This window comes from Halomonas sp. V046, assembly GCF_052645355.1.
This window is the reverse complement of sequence record NZ_JBQXYF010000010.1, coordinates 134,637-152,975: the sequence shown is the minus strand read 5'-3', so window position 1 is coordinate 152,975 and position 18,339 is coordinate 134,637. Positions and strand designations below refer to the sequence as shown.

Genomic DNA, 18,339 nt, shown 5'->3' with positions numbered 1-18,339 from the left:
GGGCCTCGGATGGGACCTATCCGACGTCATCTTTCCTGATCGCCGCCGTAACCGCGATGGCGACGGTTCATCTCTCATCGTGGAGGACGCTCGATGAAACCTCTGTTTTTCGTTCATGTACCCAAGACCGCCGGGACCAGCTTCAGGCATGGCATCGAGGCCTACTTCGGCAGCTCGAAGATTGTTTATGACTATGGCCCTGGTGCGGCTCAGACCAGTCCGCCGACCCGAGAGCTGGTGCATGTGCCCGTGCCGGATCTTTGGGCGTTCTATCGTCGCTGTCTGGCGCTGGACACTCGGTTGCTGGCGGGGCACGTACCTGTGAGCAAGTACGTGTCCCTGTGCGGAGCCTCGCAAACGGTCACCTTCTTGCGCGAGCCCCTGCAACGGGCAGCGTCGGAGTACTCTCATTTTCAGCGCCTGTTCAACTACAAGGGAACCTTTCGCGACTTTATTGGCATGCCGCTTCAGAGCAATCGGCAGGCGGCGATCATGCAGGGCACGGATCTCGAAGCGATGGGGGTGGTGGGGCTGACCGAGCACTACCTGGAAAGCCTGGAATTGATCAATGCGCGCTACGGCCTGGCCATTCAGCAACGCGAAGACAATCGTGCCAAGCCCACGGTAGGGGCTTCCCACGACATCAGTGCCGAGGACGAAGCCGAGTTTCGCAGGCTGAATGCCCTCGATATCACCTTGTACGAGCGTTGTCGGAAACTGTTCGAGACGCGCCTGCAACTGCATCGTGATGACCTGCCTTATGCCCACGCCAAGCTCACTCAGTTCGACACGCATCGGGTGAGCGGCTGGGCATTTTGGGAAGGCGAGGATGACGCACCGGTGGTCGTGGAGGTGTGGGTCAACGGCGACTTGAGAGGCACCGTCAGCGCCGTACACGCTCGCCCCAACATGTGTCGCCTTCAACCACCCCGCGGTGGGCACGTTGGCTTTATGCTGACGACGCCGTTGTCGGTAGGTGACGAGGTGCAGTGCCGTGTGGCCGATACCGGCCAGTGGTTTCCGTTCAAACCTCGCCGCGTATCGGCGTCGTCCGCCGCCTGATGGCGGCCGGTTTGCTGCGCGTGATGAGTTCGCGCTGGTGGGATCGTTGCCTGGAGGCGAGTCGGTTGGTGATCTGGCCACAGCGGCGCTGGCGGCCCAACGAGGCCATCGTCGAGCTCGATGAGCCCCGCGACTGGACCTGGCGCTCGACCGGCGATGATCCGCAGTTTCTGTTGCGCAAGGGGCTGCCACTGCCGGGGTGGCACATGCTTGAGCTTGAGTTGGCCCATGATCAGCCGAGCGTGGCGGTGCGGTTGTATTTCGATACCGGTGGAGGCTTCAGTGAAGAGCGTTCCTTGACCCTGCCGCTGAAAAGCGGTCGGGTCACCAAACGGCTGATCTTCGTCCGGCATCGGCTGAGGCGCATGCGCTTCGATCCGATGGAAGCGCCGGGACTTTTCGCGATACGCCACCTGCGCATTGTCTGGTTGAGCCCCTGGTTTGCCCACGATCGTCTCGCCCAGCGCCTGGTCAATATGCACCACCGGTGGCGCAATGTGGCGAAGCGCGAAGTGCTCGCCCATTTGAAGGAGCAGGCTCGCAGGCAGCAACGGCCATGGCGAGAAGTCGCCTTGGCGGACTATGAAGAGACCTTCGAGCGTTTGTGCTCGGGGCGTAGCTACAGTCAATGGCTCGTCGACCGGCCTCCGGTCTGCGCCGACGATGTGGCGAGAGATATCGAACGGCTTGCGTATTGCCCCCTGATCTCGGTGCTGGTGCCGGTGCACGACCCGCCACCCGAGTTGTTGCGTGAGTGCCTCGACTCGGTGCTGGCTCAACACTATCCGAACTGGCAGCTCTGCATTGCCGATGATGCTTCCCGCGATCCCGCCATCCAGCACTTGCTCACCGAGGTGTGCGCTTCTGATAGCCGAGTGACGCTCGTCCGACGCCCGCAGTGCGGGCATATCTGTGCTGCCAGCAATTCGGCCCTCGCAGTAGCCGATGGCGACTACGTCGCCCTGCTCGACCATGACGACCTGCTGACGCCCTGTGCTTTATGGCGAGTGGTGGCGGAGCTCCAGGTATCGCCGCGGCCGGTGCTGCTCTATAGCGATGAAGACAAGATCAACGAACGGGGTGAGCGCTTCGAGCCGCATTTCAAGCCGAACTTCAACCCTGACCTGCTGCTGGCTCAGAACTACTTGTCCCATCTGGGCGTGTACGAGACGGCTACGGTGAAACGTATCGGCGGCTTTCGCTCCGGGTTCGAAGGCAGTCAGGATCACGACTTGGCGCTGCGTGTCGCGCTGGAGGCGGCGCCCGGGCGAGTCGTGCACATCCCCCACGTGCTTTACCATTGGCGCGCCTGTGAGGGGTCCACTGCGCTGGCAGGAGCGCACAAGGACTACACAACGCGTGCCGGGGTCAAGGCCATCGACAGCTTTCTGAGCGCGCGATGCCCGGGTGCCGGTGTGGAACCGGGGGGCCTGCCAAATACCTACCGGGTACGCTGGCCGTTGCCCGATCCGGCGCCCATGGTGAGCCTGTTGATTCCGACCCGGGACCGGGTCGATATCCTGAAACCCTGCGTCGATGCGATTCTCGAGCGTACCCGATACCCCAATTTCGAGGTGCTGATTCTCGACAACGGCACCAGCTGCGAGGAGACCCTCGCCTACCTGGCTCGGGTCGGGGAGGGCGATCGTCGTGTGCGCATTCTGTCCTGGGACCATCCCTTCAACTATTCCGGGATCAACAATTTCGGGGCGAGTCGTGCCCGTGGCGATATTCTTGGCCTGATCAACAATGATATCGAGCCCATCGGTGCGGACTGGCTCGAAGAGATGGTACGCCAAGCCGTGCGTCCGGAGATCGGTTGCGTTGGTGCCAAGCTCTATTATCCCAACGACACCATCCAGCATGCCGGCGTGGTCCTGGGGATCGGCGGCGTGGCGGGGCATTCTCACAAGTACTTCAGCCGTCATTCACCCGGTTACTTTTCACGCCTGCTGTTGACCCAGAATTATTCGGCCGTGACCGGAGCCTGTCTGCTGGTACGCAAGCGTCTTTTCGAGGAGGTGGGTGGATTGAACGCCCGTGACTTGCCGGTGGCCTTCAATGATGTCGACCTGTGTCTCAAGATTCGAGCTGCCGGGTATCGCAACCTCTGGACCCCCTACGCCGAGCTCTACCACCACGAATCGATGTCTCGAGGGGCGGATGACAGTGCCAGAAAGCGCTCCAGGGCGAGCGGGGAGGTCGAGTACATGCGCCGAACCTGGGGCGAACAACTCGACTTCGATCCCGCCTACAACCCCAACCTGACCCTCGTCCACGAAGATTTTTCCCTGCGCTGATGGTGATACAGACGCTGCGATATGGCGCAGTGCCAAGGCGCGCGTGACCTGTCAAGCGGCCTGAAATAAGGCCTGAAATAAGGCCTGAAATGAGCCCTGAAATGAGGCTTGAGAACAGAGCCCTGAAACAGAGCCCTGAAACAGAGCCCTGAAACAGAGCCCTGAAACAGAGCCCTGAAACAGAGCCCTGAAACAGAGCCCTGAAACAGAGCCCTGAAACAGAGCCCTGAAAAGCGCCCCGACATGAATGCGGCCACCAGCACGTCATGACGCGAGCAAGGCGTGGCGCTGGAAAGCCACCGCGCGAGGACGCCATCAGCCCAGAAGGCCAACGGGATGGCGAGGTCTCGAATGCAGGCGCCCGGTTTCGATTGCCGAGCCGATGGTCCGCTGAGCGCGGGACACCGGGGACAATGGGTGGCATGGCGAGTGGCGAGTTGGCTAGTGACTAGTGATTAGTGGCTAATGGTGAGTCATGTCGGTTGGCCGGTCGAGTCTGGGTCGTCCTTTGCGTGCGGATGTTCCGAGGGGGTGCCATGTACCATGGACAGCGTCAGGCTAGCCGTTGGGTATTGCTCAGCGATGGTGCTCGGCCCACCGAAGACATCTACTTCATGTCGCCCGCGGCTCCCTGGTTGCGCTGCGGGGGCGGATCGGTAGTACGCCTGGATACCCGTCGTTGGCGCTCTCCGGCGCTTTGCTGGCCATGGCTGGGACGGCTGCTGCGCGGTGCTCAGGTGCTGGTCTGTCGGTCACTCTCGGAACCCTGGCTCGACGCCCTGGAAACGCGTCGGGTCGACGTCGCAAGCGTGCGTTACCTGATCGACGATGATATCGAGGCGGCGAGCCTCGATGACAGCTTGCCTGAGCAGTACCGCAAGCGAATGGCATGGATAGCCCGCGCCAGTCAGCCGCGCTTGCTGGCGCTGGCCGATGAGGTGATCGTGACCAGCGCAAGCCTCGCGGTGACGATGAGAGCGTGTCATCGCCGGGTGGTGGAGCTACCGCCGGTGCTGCTGGCGCCCCTGCCGAGCGGGGAGCATTTCGTCGCCGGGACACGCTGGCGACTCGGCTATCACGGCACTCGGGCCCATCGCTCGGATCTTGAACACATCGCGCCCGCCTTGTGCTCGGTACACGATGCCTATCCACGACTCGACCTGATCGTGATGCTCGGCCAAGCGACGCCAGAGGCGCTTGCCGAGCGCGGGCGGATCCAGACCCCGGGACCGCTGTCGTGGGATGCCTATCGCCAGCACCTGCGTCGACGACGGCTGCACATCGGTGTGGCGCCTCTGCTGCCGACACCGTTCAATGCCGGCAAGTCCCACCTCAAGTTCCTGGACATCGCGGCGATGGGCGGCGTCGGCGTCTACAGCCGGCGCTCCCCCTACGCAAACATCGTCAGCGATGGCGAGGACGGCCTGCTTGCCGACGATGATCCCGATGACTGGCGGCGTTGCCTGGTGCGCCTGCTCGAAACACCTGGCGAGACGCGGCGCATGGCGGCGAGAGCCGCCGACAAGGCGCGAGATATCGGCGACCCGGGACGGGCAAGACGCTTCTGGCTGCAACGACGGGGGGAGGGCTGATCCCGGGTTGCGTAGCGCCCCGATGGCACCTGCCCTGTTGCGGTGTTATGACGATTCTGAGCGCTACCGACAGTGGTGGCGTACTCGCGATCCAAGGACAGTGAGCAAGGACAGTGAGCAAGGACAGTGAGCAAGGATAGTGAGCAAGGACAGTGAGCAAGGACAGTGAGCAAGGACGACAGTGAGCAAGGAATGCGTGCAAGGAATGCGTGCAAGGACGGTGAGAAAGTCACCGAGATACCTCATGTCGCCGGCATCTCCAGAGCTTGTTTCCTTTCCGCCCTCTGCTTTCCACCCTCTGCTTTCCGCCCGGCGTGCACAGACGGCCATCGAACGGTTCTTAGGGGCTAACTAGATGAAGGCCATGGCAAGGCTGATCGCCGACCCGGCCAATCTGCACCGTCTGGTCACGAGGCGCGTTACTAGGGACCGAACGAAAGCTGAGGATATCAGGGGACTCATCACTTACGGTGCCGCCGCCTATTACGGCTCGGGCCTCGGCACGCTACCCGAGGGCTAGGTCAGCGGCCTAGTAGCCCTTGAGGCGGAGGTAAGCGGGCAGCATGGCGAGGGCAAAAATGAGCAGTAGCCCCCCGCCGATGGCAAGCCCGATTATAGTCACCTTGGCCCCGTCTTTATTCCACTGTTCCTTGTCGTATTCGGGCGAGCCGGCCCAGAGTACGAACACTATTCCCAGGAGGATAAGAATGCTCATGGAGCCTCCGGTTCTGGTTCTGGTTCTGGTAGATAAGGCGTGTTCACCGCCCTTGCCTTGTCCAATTGGGCGTTGCACTCGACTAGGGCGCTTTCGAGTGCCGCCGCCCATCGCCATGAATCGCCGTTAGTCGCGCCGCTGAGTCGAGGCGCCGGGCAGGGCGCCAGATAGCGGGCCGGTACCGGGGCAGAGACGGGCGGTGGCTTCACGGGTGAATACGCCCCGTTCGCACAGGCTGCCAACCAGGGGAGCAGGAGCGCGAGCATCGGCCCAGTCACGAACGTCCGGCATGTCATTCCGCAGCTCCTGTAGTTTAGCCGCCAGGCCGCGGTAGACCGTGCGTTGTTGTGCCCGAACCTCCGTCAGTTCGGTGTCCAGCCGGTCGATCCGGGCCTGTTGCCGCTGGATGCCGCTGGAGTTCGGAGAATCGTTCCGCCCAGCGCCGGTTATCTTGCTCGATGTTGTCGGTGCGGGCGCCCAGTTCTGCGTTGGCTGCGATCTGCCCTGCTCTCTGCTCTCCGCTCTCTGCTCTCTGCTCTCTGCTCTCTGCTCTCTCCGCCCTCCGCTCTCCGCTCTCCGCTCTCCGCTCTCTGCTCTCTGCTCTCTGCTCTCTGCTCTCTGCTCTCTGCTCTCTGCTCTCTGCTCTCTGCTCTCTGCTCTCTGCTCTCTGCTCTCTGCTCTCTGCTCTCTGCTCTCTGCTCTCTGCTCTCTGCTTTCCGCTCTCTGCTCTCCGCTCTTTGCTCTCCGCTCTCCGCTTTCCGCGCTCTCTCAGCTTTCTGCCCGCCGTTTGTACCTTAAGGCTATCCTCCTGCCGGTTCTTCCCGCTTTCCGACACCCTTCCGATCAAGATAATTGGGCCAGGTTCTCCGCGACGCGAGCAAGTGCGTTATCGACCTGACTTTCGCGGTGGTCGCAGTTGAGAAAGAAGCGCAGGCGAGCGCTGCGTTCTGCCACCGCGGGATGCAAGATGGGTTGGACATTGATGCCGTCTTCGAGCAGCGCCTGGGACAGTTGGGCCGCGCGGGCGGAGCTGCCGAGCACGATCGGTGTCACCGCGTGGCCCTGGCTCAGGCCGGTATCGAGACCGAGAGCCCGGGCGGCCTTGAGAAAGTAACGCGAGATATGCCGTAGGCGATGGACCCTCTCGGGCTCTGCATGCAGCAGGGCCAGGGCGGTCAGCGCCGGTACGGCGAGCTGGGCCGGTAGCCCGACGCTGTAGAGAAAGCCCGGAGCCAGGTGGCGTAACGTGTCGATGAGCGGAGCATTGCCGGCAATAAAACCGCCACAGGATGCCAGCGACTTGCTCAGCGTCCCCATCCAGATGTCGACGTCGCAGGGGTTGGTCCCACAATGTTCGGAGAGTCCCATGCCGTGATCCCCCAGCACGCCCAGGGAATGGGCCTCGTCGACCATGAGCCAGGCCCGGTGGCGTTGTTTCACCGCGATGAAGGCCGCCAGGTCGGGCACATCGCCATCCATGCTGTAGAGCCCCTCGATGACGATCAGGATGCGTCTGAAATAGGGACGCTGCTGTTGCAGCAGGTCATCCAGCGCCTTGGCATCGTTGTGGGCGAAGGGCATGCGCCGCGCGCCGGACAGCTGGGCACCGATGAGCACGCTGTTGTGGATGAGGGCATCGTGGACGATCAGGTCGCCGGGGCCGAGCAGCATCCCTATCGTTGAGACATTGGTGGCGTGTCCACTGACGAAGGTCAGGGCGTCATCAGAGCCGTAGACCGCGGCCAGCGACCTCTCAAGCTCGGCATGAAAGGGCCTTTCCCCAGAGACGATGCGGCTCGCCGATACGGACGTGCCATAGCGGCCGATGGCGTCGATGGTCGCCTGGTTGACCCGAGGGTCGCCGGCGAGGCCGACATAGTTATAGCTGGCGAAGTTGATGACCTCGCGGCCCGCGATGCGACTGGTCGGCCCGGCGCTGCCGTCGTGGCAGCGAAAGAAGGGGCTGGTGATGCCCTGGGCGGCCCCCAGTTCCTGCAGCAGCTGAATTTGCCGATGGCCCTCCAGGTGAGTGAAGTCGGTGGGGTCGGAATGGCCACCCAGACGCGGCTCCGGCGGCTGGCGATTGGGGGGCTCGACGGCAACAGCCGTGGGCGATGAACGGCCGTGACGGCTTTTTTGCGACGCTAACAGCAGCTTGCGCTTGAGGGTTTCGCGGCGGTTGTCGGGAGAGGGATCATCGGCGCTGTTGCCAGGGCCATGTCGAAAGGTATCGGTCATTCCGGGATCTCCGAGGTGTCGGCCGTGGTGATGGCGGTCTCGCTGCCATGCCGGTGAGCGATGGTGTGGCGCTCGGCGTGAGCGTTATGCTCGTCACCGGCGTCCGTGTGGTCGAGGCGCTCGAGGACAAGCCGGGCGATGCGTGTCAGGGTCGCCGCCTCTGCCAGCGCCATGGCCGGGACCTTGACGGCCAGGCGGGCGTCGATGGCGGTGACCAGCTCCACGCCCATCAGTGAATCGAAGCCCAGCTCGTAGACACTGCGATGGGCATCGATGGCGTCGGCGTCGACCATCAGAATGGCGGCCAGCTCGACGCTCAGCACCGTCACCACGCAGGCCAGCCTGTCGGCCTCGTTCATGGTGGCGAGCCTGGTCCGTAGCGCCTGCTCTCCGCCGTCGTTGCTGGTGGCCGTTGCCAGCCCCGCCAGTTCGCTGAAGCGTGGCCGGCTCCAGGTCGGCAATGCGCGGGCCAGCGCATTGTCGTCCAGTGTCAATACCGCGCCATCCGGCCAGCCTTGCAGCAGATGCTGCTCGAGCAGGGCGTGGGCGCCGTGGGCCGACAGACCGACGCTGCCGAGGCGCTTCTGGAGGGCGTGACGGGTCGCCGTATGGCGGGCGAGAAAGCCGACGTCCTCGATGATGCCCCAGGCGATGCACAGCGCCGGCTGGCCGTGCTGGCGTCGCCGCCGGGCCAGTCCCTCCAGGCCCAGGTTGGCGGCCACATAGGCCGCTTGGCCGGGGTTGCCGAACAAGGTGGTGGCCGACGAAAACAGCACGAACATGTCCAGGGTCAGGTGGCGGGTCAGGCGCTCAAGGAGTTCGGCGCCGACCAGTTTCGGCCACAGCACGCGGCGTATCTGCTGTGTGTCGAGGTGGGCGATCAGGGCGTCATCGATGACCGCCGCCGCATGGATCACGCCCTTGAGCGGTGGCAGAGTTCGACCGCAGTCACCGATGACGGCACCAAGCGCTTCGGCATCGGTGATGTCACAGGGCGGCGCGTGGACCTTGGTCCCCAACGCCTCGATGGCCTGGATAGCGGTGATGGCTTCGTCGCTGACCGGGCCGCGGCGGCTCAGCAGGATCAGCTGGCGGGCGCCGCGTGTGGCCAGCCAGGTCGCGGTGGCCAGGCCGAAACCCGACGAACCACCGGTGATCAGATAGGCGCCATCGGGGTCGAGAGCCAAGGAAGGGCGCAACGCTGTGGGAGGCTTTTCAACCGCACTGGGGGTGATGCTGCGGGTATCTTCCACGACCAGCACCTTGCCGATCTGTCGCGACTGCTGCATGTAGCGGAAGGCGTCGATCACCCGCGAGCGAGAGAACGCGGTGTAGGGAAGGACGAAGAAACTGCCATCCGTGAACCGCGCCATGACCTCCTGGAACAGCTGGTGGGTCAGCGCCGGGCGGTGCTTCATGATCTGGTCGGAGTCGATGCCGAAGTAGCTCAGATTGTGGCGAAACGGGCGTAGCCCCATGTCCGTGTCGCTGTAGAAGTCGCGCTTGCCGAGCTCGAGGAAGCGTCCGAAGGGCGACAGGATTCTCAGGTTCTGGTGAATGGCTTCGCCGGACAGGCAGTTGAGCACCACGTCGACGCCGCGGTTGTCGGTGACATCGAGGATGCGCTCGGCGAAGTCCAACCCGCGTGAGTCGTACCGGTGCTCGACTCCCAGCAAACGCAACAGGTCACGTTTTTCCGCGGTTCCGGCGGTGGCATGGATGTCGGCGCCACACCATTGAGCGACCTGGATGGCGGCCAGGCCAACGCCGCCCACGGCGCCATGAATCAACACCCGTTCGCCGGGCTGTAACCGGGCAACATGGACGAGGGCGTAGTAGACCGTAAAGAAGGCGGTCGGGATCGTCGCTGCGGCGAGCACGTCGATACCCTGGGGCACCGGAGCCACGCTGTGGCGTGGGGCGATCAGTCGATTGCTGAAGCTAGCGGGGCCGAAACCGGCCACCGCCTGCCCCACCGACAGGGTGGTCACCGCTGAGCCACAACGCTCGACGATGCCCGAGAATTCGAGCCCGAGGGTCGCCCCGGCGAAGCCGTTCTCCAGCGCCTCGTCGCTGAGTAGCCCGAGGGTATACATGACGTCGCGGAAGTTGAGTCCGGTCGCCAGCACTCGCACCTCGACGTCATCGGGGCCGAGGGGGGCCAGTGGCTTAGGCTCCCAGTTCAGGCGCTTGAGCTGGCCGGGCTGGTCGATCGTCAGGGATAGCGCCGAGGCATCGTCGCAAGCCCCCGGCGTGGCGCTGGTCGGTGCTTCGGGGCAGAAGCTGCGCAGGCGTGTGGCCCAGCGCCTGCCGTAGTGATCCAGCACCACTTCGCTCTCGGCGTCGGCCGTCTCGAGCTGTCGGACCAGGGCATCGATCACGCCGTCTGAAACGGTGTCGTCACCGGTATCGATGGCGCCGAAGGGGAGGTCGATCAGGCCGACGTCGGTGCCGGGTAGCTCGTTGGCCAGCGACCGCGCGAAGCCCCAGGCGACGACATCGGACAGCGGTGCGGGCTGGGGGCTGGCACGATCGCTGCCGGGGGCTGTTCCGGGGTCATGCTCGCCCGCTGCAAGCTTGCCGTCGCCGTCGAGGCTGAGCGCCGCACCGCGGGTCACGATACGCAGCGCCAGCGTCGGAGAGGAGGCCGAGGAGGGGGCGGATGAGTGAACCAGGCGCGCCAGGCGCTGCGGCCATTGCGTGAGTTGCTCACAGCGATCGAGTGCGGCCGTGGCACAGTGCTGCGCTGGGTGGGTGTCGTTGGCGGCGGCGTGCTCGTTGGTGGAGGACCCGGTGGCCATACCGCGCAGGTCGATCACCTCCCACGACTGGGCGGCGCAGGTGCGCTCGATATCGGCCAGTCGGTCGGTCAGGGTCGCCTCATCTGTGCACACCCAGGTGTCTTTGCCGAGGCGCGCCTGAAGGCGTTCGGCCAGCGCTCGCGAGCCGGGGTCGGCGGCCAGCACCCGGCAGGGCTGCGGTCTCCCATGAGACGGCGATGCGTTGACCCCGGACAGATGGAGGAGCCGAGCCCCGTAGGGCCCTTCCTCCAGGCTAACCGTCGTGACCGTCGCCGTGTGGTTGGCCTGTAGGTGCTCACGCAGGGCCTCTGGGGTGCACAGGGTCGACGCGGAAGGCAGGCCAGGGGTTGCCGCCAGTGCCGCCCACCAGCGACTCGGCGGCACAACGAGTATCACCACGGTGCCCCCGGGTGCCATGCGGGCCAGGACGGTATCGATCATGGCGAGGCTGGCCGCGAGGTCATGACAAGCGGGCACCACCCAGGCCAGCTGTGCCCGCGGCGGCAGGTCGGCCCAGGCCCCGGGACTCGCCGGTTGAACCGGGCCCGTGTCAGCAGCGGGGAGCGCCGAAGTGGAAAGCGAGGATTGGGGGGCCGCCGTCGAGAACTGGCGCGGGTCCTGGGTGATACGGGGATGACGTTTCACCAGCTGCTTGGCCCGCTGGCAGGCCTCGGCGCCGAGCGGCATCACGTGCAGGTCGATGCGGTCGGGATCCAGTCCGTGGGCTAGCGCTTCGCCGAGCCTTGGCCCGGCGACGCCAGCCTCGATGATCCCCAGCCGCTGGCCCGGCGGGAGGGTCGCCAGGCTTTGCTCCAGCGCCGCGACCAGCGCCGACATCAGGCACTGCCAACCGTGTTCTCCGATCAGGCAGGGCACCAGGCCGGCGAGGGCATCGTCATGGATGCCGAGGGCCTCGCCCTCGAGGCTTCCTTCCAGCAGGTCGGCCAGGTGCAGGCCATGGCGTCCGATCAGGTGGAGAGCCGCGGTCTGCTCCGGTGCCTCGGCGAACAGCAGTTGCCAGACCGCCTCCGCCGATACGGCATCTTCCTCGCGTGAGCGCGTCCAGCCATGGGCGGCGAGTGTGAGGGACTCGCTGCACAGAAGCTGGGAGACCAGCTCTCGCCAGGCCCCATGTCGGTTGCCTCGGACGGGGAGCGCGGTCTCCGGCAGTTCCGGGTAGAAGCCGAGCCGGTCGAGCGCCGCCTCGGCGAAGGCGTCGCTCAAGCGGTCGAGCAAGGGGCCGATCTCCTGGCCATAGTGCTGACCGGATGCCGCGCGGTAGGCCTTGGCCAGACGCTCGAGGCTCGCCGAGTCGCCCAGCGGGGCGGCAGGGGCGGTGAACACCGATTGCGGAGCCGGCGTCAGTACGGTCCTGATATGACGCTGGCGGGGCGCCTCGCCGCCGCCCAGGGGGGCGGCCTTGAAGCGCACGTCGCCGAGGGCCGCGACACAGCGGTCGTTGCCATCGTACAGCCACAGATCGGCGCAGAACGAGTGCGGTGAGCGCTGGCGCAACACCGCACGGGCCCACCTCGGGCGTCCTGCGTTGGCACTGAATTGGAGCCTGCCGATGCGGACCGGCAGAAAGCCCATGTCCGGGAGCGTGGTGGCGCTATCGTCTTCGAGTAACTGCAGAAAGAGCTGGAGCGCTGCATCCAGGGCGCCGGGCGGCAAGTGGACACCGAGGTCGTCGGCCGGCGGCGGTGTCAGTTCGGCGATGACCTCGCCATCCACTCGCCAGCCGCCGGCGAGCCACTGGAAGGCGGGGCCGTAGTCGAGTCCGCGGCGGCGTGCGGCGGCCAGGTGACGATCCAGAGTGATCTGCGGGGATCCGGCGGGACGTTCAGGCGCGCTGACGTTCAACATCAAGCCCAGCGGTGCCGGGGCGAGGCGAGCCTGGACATGCGCTTGCCAGGCCTCTGGCTGGTCGAGATCGCGGGCGTCGATGAATACCCGTCGTTGATCATCCACTCGCAGTCGCGTCTGACGTCCGAAAGGGGCGTCCAGCAGCAGCGGAGCGAGGATCTCCATGTCGTTGATCTCGACGACGGATGCCGGGTGCCGCAGTAGCGCGGCGGCCAGAACCTGTTCGACGTAGGCCGCGGCCGGAAACACGGGGATGCCGCCGACGCGATGGTCGGCGAGCCACGGCTGCCGGGTGGTGTCGAGGCGTTGGGTCCAGCAGTCGGGTTCCTGACGCCGACGGTGGCCGAGCAGGGGATGTTCGTCGCGACGCTCCAGTAGCCCCTGTCCCAAGCCGCTGGGGGCGAGCCAGAGCGGCTGTCGTTGCCACGGATAGGTGGGCAGGTCGAGCCGTCGACCGGGGTGCGGAAAGGTGGACGTCAGGGGTGCCCGCGCGCCATGAAGCCAGAGGCGTGCCTGGGCGGCCTCCAGCTCCTGGAGGCCGTTGCCATGACGGCTCTGGGTGGTGATGATGCGCGCGTCGTGCTCCTTCGCCTGGCACTGCTCGTCCAGGTAGCGTCGTAGTACCGGGTGGGCGCCGATTTCGACGAAGACGTTGTGGCCTGCGTCGATCGCCGTGTCCACGGCTTCGGCGAAGCGCACCGGGTAGCGCACGTTGCGCCACCAATAGTCGGCGTCCATTGCCGGGCCGTCGATGACCGAGGCGGTTACTGTCGAGAACAGCGGGAGCCGAGACTCGCCCGGCGCGAGGCTCGATAGCGAGGCAACCAGTGACTCTCGTATGTGGTCCATGGCGGGACTGTGGAAGGGGTAGTCGAGGTCGAGGCGAAAGCTGGCAATGCCGTCATCGGCCAGGGCGCGCTCGAGACCGTCGAGGTCCGCGGCGGGGCCGGCCAGGGTGATTCCGCGGTGGCTATTGTGACCGGCCAGGCAGATCGCGGCGTAGGCCGGGCGCTCAAGCCAGGGCAGGATCTCCTCGGCGCCACAGGCGACCGCCGTCATCGTGCCGAGGCCGTGGGTCAAGCCTTGCGCCTGGCTACGCCGGGCGATCACCGTCACCGCATCCTCGAGGCCCAAGGCCCCACAGGCCCAGGCCGCCGCGACCTCGCCGACGCTGTGGCCGATGACGGCGCTGGGTGTGACGCCGGCCTGGCGCAGGACCTCGGTGAGGCCGACCTGGACGGCAAAGAGCGCCGGTTGTGCGATTTCGGTGATGGCATAGCCATCGCCGGTGTCGTCGTCGGCGCGCGCCAGGGTCGCGCGCAGCGAGAAGCCGCCAAGAGGCATAAACAGCGCATCGAGGCGGTCGATGGTGGCGGCGAACAGCGAATGGTCGGCGAGCAGGGTGCGACCCATGCCGATCCACTGACAGCCATTGCCGGTGTAGACGAAGACGGGGCCTTGCGGCGCGTCCAGGCGTCGATCGGTGACCATGGCCGTCGCATCGCCAGCGGCCAGGCCGCGCAGCGTTGCCAAGGCGTCATCGGCGTTGGCGACGAAGGCGAGCGCCTGATCGGTCAAGGCATCCCGGCGGTGGCACAGGGTATAGGCGAGATCGTACAAGGCCTCGGGCTGTTCCTGGTACCTGTCAGGGTGCTGTGCCAGGTGCTCGGCCAGGCATTCGGCCTGCGCCAGCAGGGCATTGCGACCCCGGGCCGATAGCAGCAGCGGAAGGCGTGCCGCGGTGTTACGCCGGGGGCCTGGCGCGGTGCGTGGCTGGCACAGTGCGTCGGGTGCCGACGTCAGAATGACGTGGGCGTTGGCGCCACCGAAGCCGAAGCTGTTGATGCCGATGACCAGACGCTTGGCGGCGGGCAGGGAGCGGGCCTGGGTGACGATATCGAGATTTGCGTGATTCAGCTCGAGGCGGGGGTTCAAGGCGGTGATGCCGATAGTCGCGGGGATACGGCGCCGATTCAGGCAATACAGTGCCTTGCTCAGGCCGGCGGTCCCGGCAGCGGTCTCCAGGTGTCCGACGTTGCTCTTGACCGACCCGATCGGTAGTGGTGTCCGGCGATGGCGGCCCAGGGCCTCGCCGATGGCGCGGGTTTCGATGGGATCGCCCACCGGTGTGCCAGTGCCGTGCGCCTCCAGGTAATCGATCTCCTCGGCGGTCAGCCCGGCGCCGGCATAGACCTCGCGCAGCAGGGAGGCCTGGGCGTCAGCGCTGGGCACCGTCAGGCCGGCCTTGTGGCCATCGGTATTGATCGCCGATCCGGCGACTTCGGCCAAGATGCAGTCCCCATCGGCGAGTGCCTGGTCCAGCGCCTTGAGCAGGAAGAGCCCGGCGCCTTCGGAGCGCACGTAGCCGTCGCCGTCGGCATCGAAGGGCCGGCAGCGACCACCGGAGGAGAGCATCTTGGCTTTGGAAAAGACGACGAAACCAAAGGGGTGAAGGTGCAGACTGACACCGCCGGTCAAGGCCATTTCGCACTCGCCATGGCGAATCGCCTGGCAGGCTTGGTGAAAGGCCACCAGTGATGATGAGCAGGCCGTATCGAGGGCCATGCTCGGGCCCTTGAAATCGAACACGTAAGACAGCCGATTGGCCGCGATGCTGAAGGTATTGCCGGTGGCGGAGGTGCTATCCAGCGCCTCGAGATCGTCGGTATGGCGATAGGCATAGTCGATGCTGGAAATGCCGATATAGACGCCGGTACGGCTGCCCCTCAGCGTGGAAGGCGGCACCCCGGCGTGCTCCATGGCCTCCCAGGCGAGTTCGAGCAGAAGACGTTGCTGGGGGTCGATGTTGGCGGCTTCACGGGGGGAGATACCGAAAAATTCGGCATCGAAACCACGTACGTCACCGAGGCTACCGGCGGCGAAGGTGACGCTGGTGCCTGGCGAGCGGCGGTCCGGATGGCGGTAGAGGTCCGTGTCCCAGCGCGAGGGGTCGACTTCGCTGACCAGGTCGCGCTGTGCTTCCAGGCTTTCCCAGAACGATTCTCCGGCCACTGAGGGAAAGCGAGTGGCGGCTCCGATGATAGCGATGCGCCGGGTCATGGCGATTCCTTGCTTGGCGGTGAGGGGGAGACGTCGCCTGTCGAGAGCACGGCATCGAGCACGGCTTCGCCTAGCGCGTCGAGGCGCAGCGGACGACAGGGCGAGGCAGCCCTGCTGCCCTCGGTGGACCACAGCAGGTAGTCGGTCTGGCCCAGCGGCTCACCGAAGTGCCGATAGCTGGGGCCGAGGGGAGGGACATGATCGCCATAGGCACACAGCACGCCGGGGCGAGACGCGGCGCTCAGCAGGGCGGCGAGTCTGCCGATCATGGCGTCGGTGTTGGCCAGATGTCGCAGGTAGACAGAGAGCTCGTGGTCGACATCCGCGGGTAGCGGGCCGGTCGACGCGGTGGACGCGGTGACGGAGGCGGTCGGCGGGAGCGGCGACGTTTCGAGGTGGAACGGCCCATGGCTTTCCATGGTAATGATGAACACCAGCAGCGGACGTGGGTCTTCGTCGGCCAGCAGTCCGGCGACACGGGAGGCCAGCGCGGCATCGCCAATGAAGGGGCCATCCCGGTCGCGGGTGGGATCGAAGCTCTCGATATCGTCGAAACGCTCGAAGCCCAACCTTGGCATCACCAGGTGGCGAGCGTAGAAGCGGGCCGGGTAGGGATGAAGCACCACCGTACGGTAGCCCAGGGACTTGAGCGTGTGGGCCAGACTCGGCACGCTCTGGCGGGACAGCTGGCGGTAGGGCATGAAGCGGTGCATGCCGAGTGCCATTGGGCCGAGTCCGGTGAGAAACGCACACTCGCTGCGAATCGTGTTGGCACCCCAGGCCGGCACCTTGAGCGGACCGTAGGCCATGGCATCGCGGCAGAGGGTATCCCACTGCGTCAGCAGCGGCGTATCGAGGCCGGGCGTCCAGCGTCGCGGATCGAAGAAGGACTCGCCCTGGACCACCACCAGGTGAGGACGCGTCGAGGGCGAGCCGATCGCCCCGGGAGAGATGGAGAAGCGCCGGGGCGACAAGCGGGTATCGATCGGTGCGGCCGGGTAGCGGGCGTAGGCCCAGAAGGTGCTCCAAAGTCCCAGGCGTGCGACGTCGCGCCGGGGACACAGGCTGATGCCGGGCAGTCGATGGATGCCCCAGGCCAACGCTGTCGCCGCTGTCAGGGCGAAGGAAGTGACGGTCAGGGCGAAGGGGGTGACGCCTATGGCGTCGGGCAGCCATGGGTCCCAGTGGAAAAATGCCACGATCGCTGCGATCGCCATCGTGCTGGCACCGATCGCGAGCCAGATGCCAAAGAAGGGCAGGTACAGGCGTGGATGGCGGATGGCGTCGATGAAGTACTCGAAGTCCTGGACCAGGAAGGGCTCCTTGAGGCTAGCCTGCTTGGCGCGGTGACTCTGCAGGACGACCCATTGCAAGGTGGTCGTCAGGGCCGCGGCGAACCATCCTCGCTGGAGGAGGGCCAGGGCGATGACGAAGGCCAGCAGCCAAGTGCCCGAGTGCACCATGAAGGCCGCGGGCGTGCGCCGCCAGGCAGGCAAGGACGAGGGTAGCTCGAAGGTGGTGAGCCACAGGCTCAGGCCCATCCCCCCCAGTAGCGGCAGCCCGAGCACGGCGACAAGTGTGGTCGCCATGGACAGTCCGGTAGCGGAGCTCATGGGGTGGCTCCGCCGCCGTACCAGTACCACGCAGTCCGTCGCGGCACCGCTGCGCAAGTGGATGGCACAGGCCGATGAGCGCCGTCGCCGACGGCGGTAGCGGCGGGGCAGAGCAAGGGCGTCAAGCCGCGCGGGGCAACCATGTCAGGAGCTTCTCCAGGGGTAAGGCATCGGCACTCAAGCGCTGGACGCATTGCTCGACGGCAAGACGCCTGCCGCGGCGACAGTAGCATCCTTCGTTGATCTGCACGGTGTGCAGCAGAGTGTGCAGAAAGTTGGTGCACAGGTCGTGAAACAGCCGCCGCTCCGAGGGCAGCGGCTCAGCCCAGAAGGCATCTAGCCGGCTGCTGTCGCCGTCGGCGCGGTGGGTGAGGCCGGCGTGATATAGCACGGCTTCACCACACACATCGATCAGGTGCGTCCCATGGCCGTCGTTGAGCAGGGCTCGGGCGCGTTCGGCGACAAGCGGCGAGCACGGCCCCTGCAGCAGCAGGAATGGGCGCGGCCGGCTCATGCCTGACCGATCAGGGTGTGGCGATACCACCGGTGCAGGCGTCGATGGAGCGACAGCGACGACCTGCGGCGAGGCGCAGCCGGGCGGCCAGATTGGTGGGAGCGGCGTGTCACCACGGCAATGACGGTTTCGGTGTTGACCGGCTGGCCCGAAGCCGGGTCCACAGGGCACGGATAGACCCTCAGCGTGATGGCGATCAGCGCCTTGGGGGCGACGATGGCAGTCTGGACATCCGGCACCGATGCTGCGCCAGGTAAGGGGGCGCTATTCATGGTGCTCCATCATTGTCCTGAGTCTTTCGGGTCATTCATAAGCACTAGCATCCTGAGGACGGTGAGGCGCCTCGAACATACCATGGGATCCGTCGATGGCTCGGTCGAGGCTGCGCAGCAGCGAGCCTGTGGCGATGGCGGAGGGGCCCTGCATCGCGAGTGCGACCGAGAAAGCACAGTGGATCCTGGCTGCGGTACCACTCTGTCCACAGTCTATGTGTCGCAGTGTGCGGCGCTGCACACCCTCCCAGGCGGGGGTTTCCTCAAGGTATAGACAGCTTGTCCACCGATATTGACGGTGATTGT

General features: G+C 65.6%; 10 protein-coding genes. 3 read left to right on the top strand and 7 right to left on the bottom strand.

The genetic code is table 11. From position 1 onward, the window contains the following. Positions 1–93: 93 nt before the first annotated feature. The 3 genes from ACUN9Y_RS15025 (at position 94) to ACUN9Y_RS15015 (ending at position 4,954) form a co-directional block, all read left to right on the top strand. Positions 94–1,062, top strand: a complete 969-nt coding sequence (locus ACUN9Y_RS15025; RefSeq protein WP_445461529.1) for a hypothetical protein — start codon at positions 94–96, stop codon at positions 1,060–1,062. After that, a complete protein-coding gene (locus ACUN9Y_RS15020; RefSeq protein WP_445461528.1) occupies positions 1,014–3,362 on the top strand; it encodes a glycosyltransferase family 2 protein in 2,349 nt (782 codons plus the stop codon). The genes ACUN9Y_RS15025 and ACUN9Y_RS15020 overlap by 49 nt, the downstream gene beginning before the upstream one ends. 536 nt (positions 3,363–3,898) lie before the next feature. After that, positions 3,899–4,954, top strand: coding sequence for a glycosyltransferase (locus ACUN9Y_RS15015; protein ID WP_445461527.1), 1,056 nt, complete (start codon positions 3,899–3,901; stop codon positions 4,952–4,954). Between the two features lie 529 nt (positions 4,955–5,483). Here ACUN9Y_RS15015 and ACUN9Y_RS15010 read toward each other — a convergent pair. The 7 genes from ACUN9Y_RS15010 to ACUN9Y_RS14980 all read right to left on the bottom strand — a co-directional run bounded on the left by ACUN9Y_RS15010 (position 5,484) and on the right by ACUN9Y_RS14980 (position 18,033). Continuing rightward, on the bottom strand, positions 5,484–5,669 hold the full coding sequence (locus ACUN9Y_RS15010; RefSeq protein WP_445461526.1) for a hypothetical protein: 186 nt from the start codon (positions 5,667–5,669) through the stop codon (positions 5,484–5,486). Further along, positions 5,666–5,935, bottom strand: coding sequence for an Rz1-like lysis system protein LysC (gene lysC / locus ACUN9Y_RS15005; RefSeq protein ID WP_445461592.1), 270 nt, complete (start codon positions 5,933–5,935; stop codon positions 5,666–5,668). Before lysC ends, ACUN9Y_RS15010 begins: the two co-directional genes overlap by 4 nt. Before the next feature lie 577 nt (positions 5,936–6,512). Continuing rightward, positions 6,513–7,907 carry an aminotransferase class I/II-fold pyridoxal phosphate-dependent enzyme gene (locus tag ACUN9Y_RS15000; protein WP_445461525.1) on the bottom strand — a complete coding sequence of 465 codons (1,395 nt, stop codon included), beginning with the start codon at positions 7,905–7,907 and terminating at the stop codon, positions 6,513–6,515. Next, the gene (locus ACUN9Y_RS14995) at positions 7,904–15,634 is read right to left on the bottom strand and encodes an SDR family NAD(P)-dependent oxidoreductase (RefSeq protein ID WP_445461524.1); all 7,731 of its coding nucleotides are present in this window, start codon (positions 15,632–15,634) and stop codon (positions 7,904–7,906) included. Before ACUN9Y_RS14995 ends, ACUN9Y_RS15000 begins: the two co-directional genes overlap by 4 nt. Further along, entirely contained in the window at positions 15,631–17,247 is a 1,617-nt protein-coding gene (locus tag ACUN9Y_RS14990) for an LTA synthase family protein (RefSeq protein WP_445461523.1), read from the bottom strand. The genes ACUN9Y_RS14995 and ACUN9Y_RS14990 overlap by 4 nt, the downstream gene beginning before the upstream one ends. A 121-nt stretch (positions 17,248–17,368) precedes the next feature. Further along, positions 17,369–17,761: a hypothetical protein gene (locus ACUN9Y_RS14985; protein ID WP_445461522.1), complete on the bottom strand. Its 393-nt coding sequence runs from the start codon at positions 17,759–17,761 to the stop codon at positions 17,369–17,371. Next, positions 17,758–18,033, bottom strand: coding sequence for a hypothetical protein (locus ACUN9Y_RS14980; RefSeq protein ID WP_445461521.1), 276 nt, complete (start codon positions 18,031–18,033; stop codon positions 17,758–17,760). The genes ACUN9Y_RS14985 and ACUN9Y_RS14980 overlap by 4 nt, the downstream gene beginning before the upstream one ends. Between the last annotated feature and the right edge of the window lie 306 nt (positions 18,034–18,339).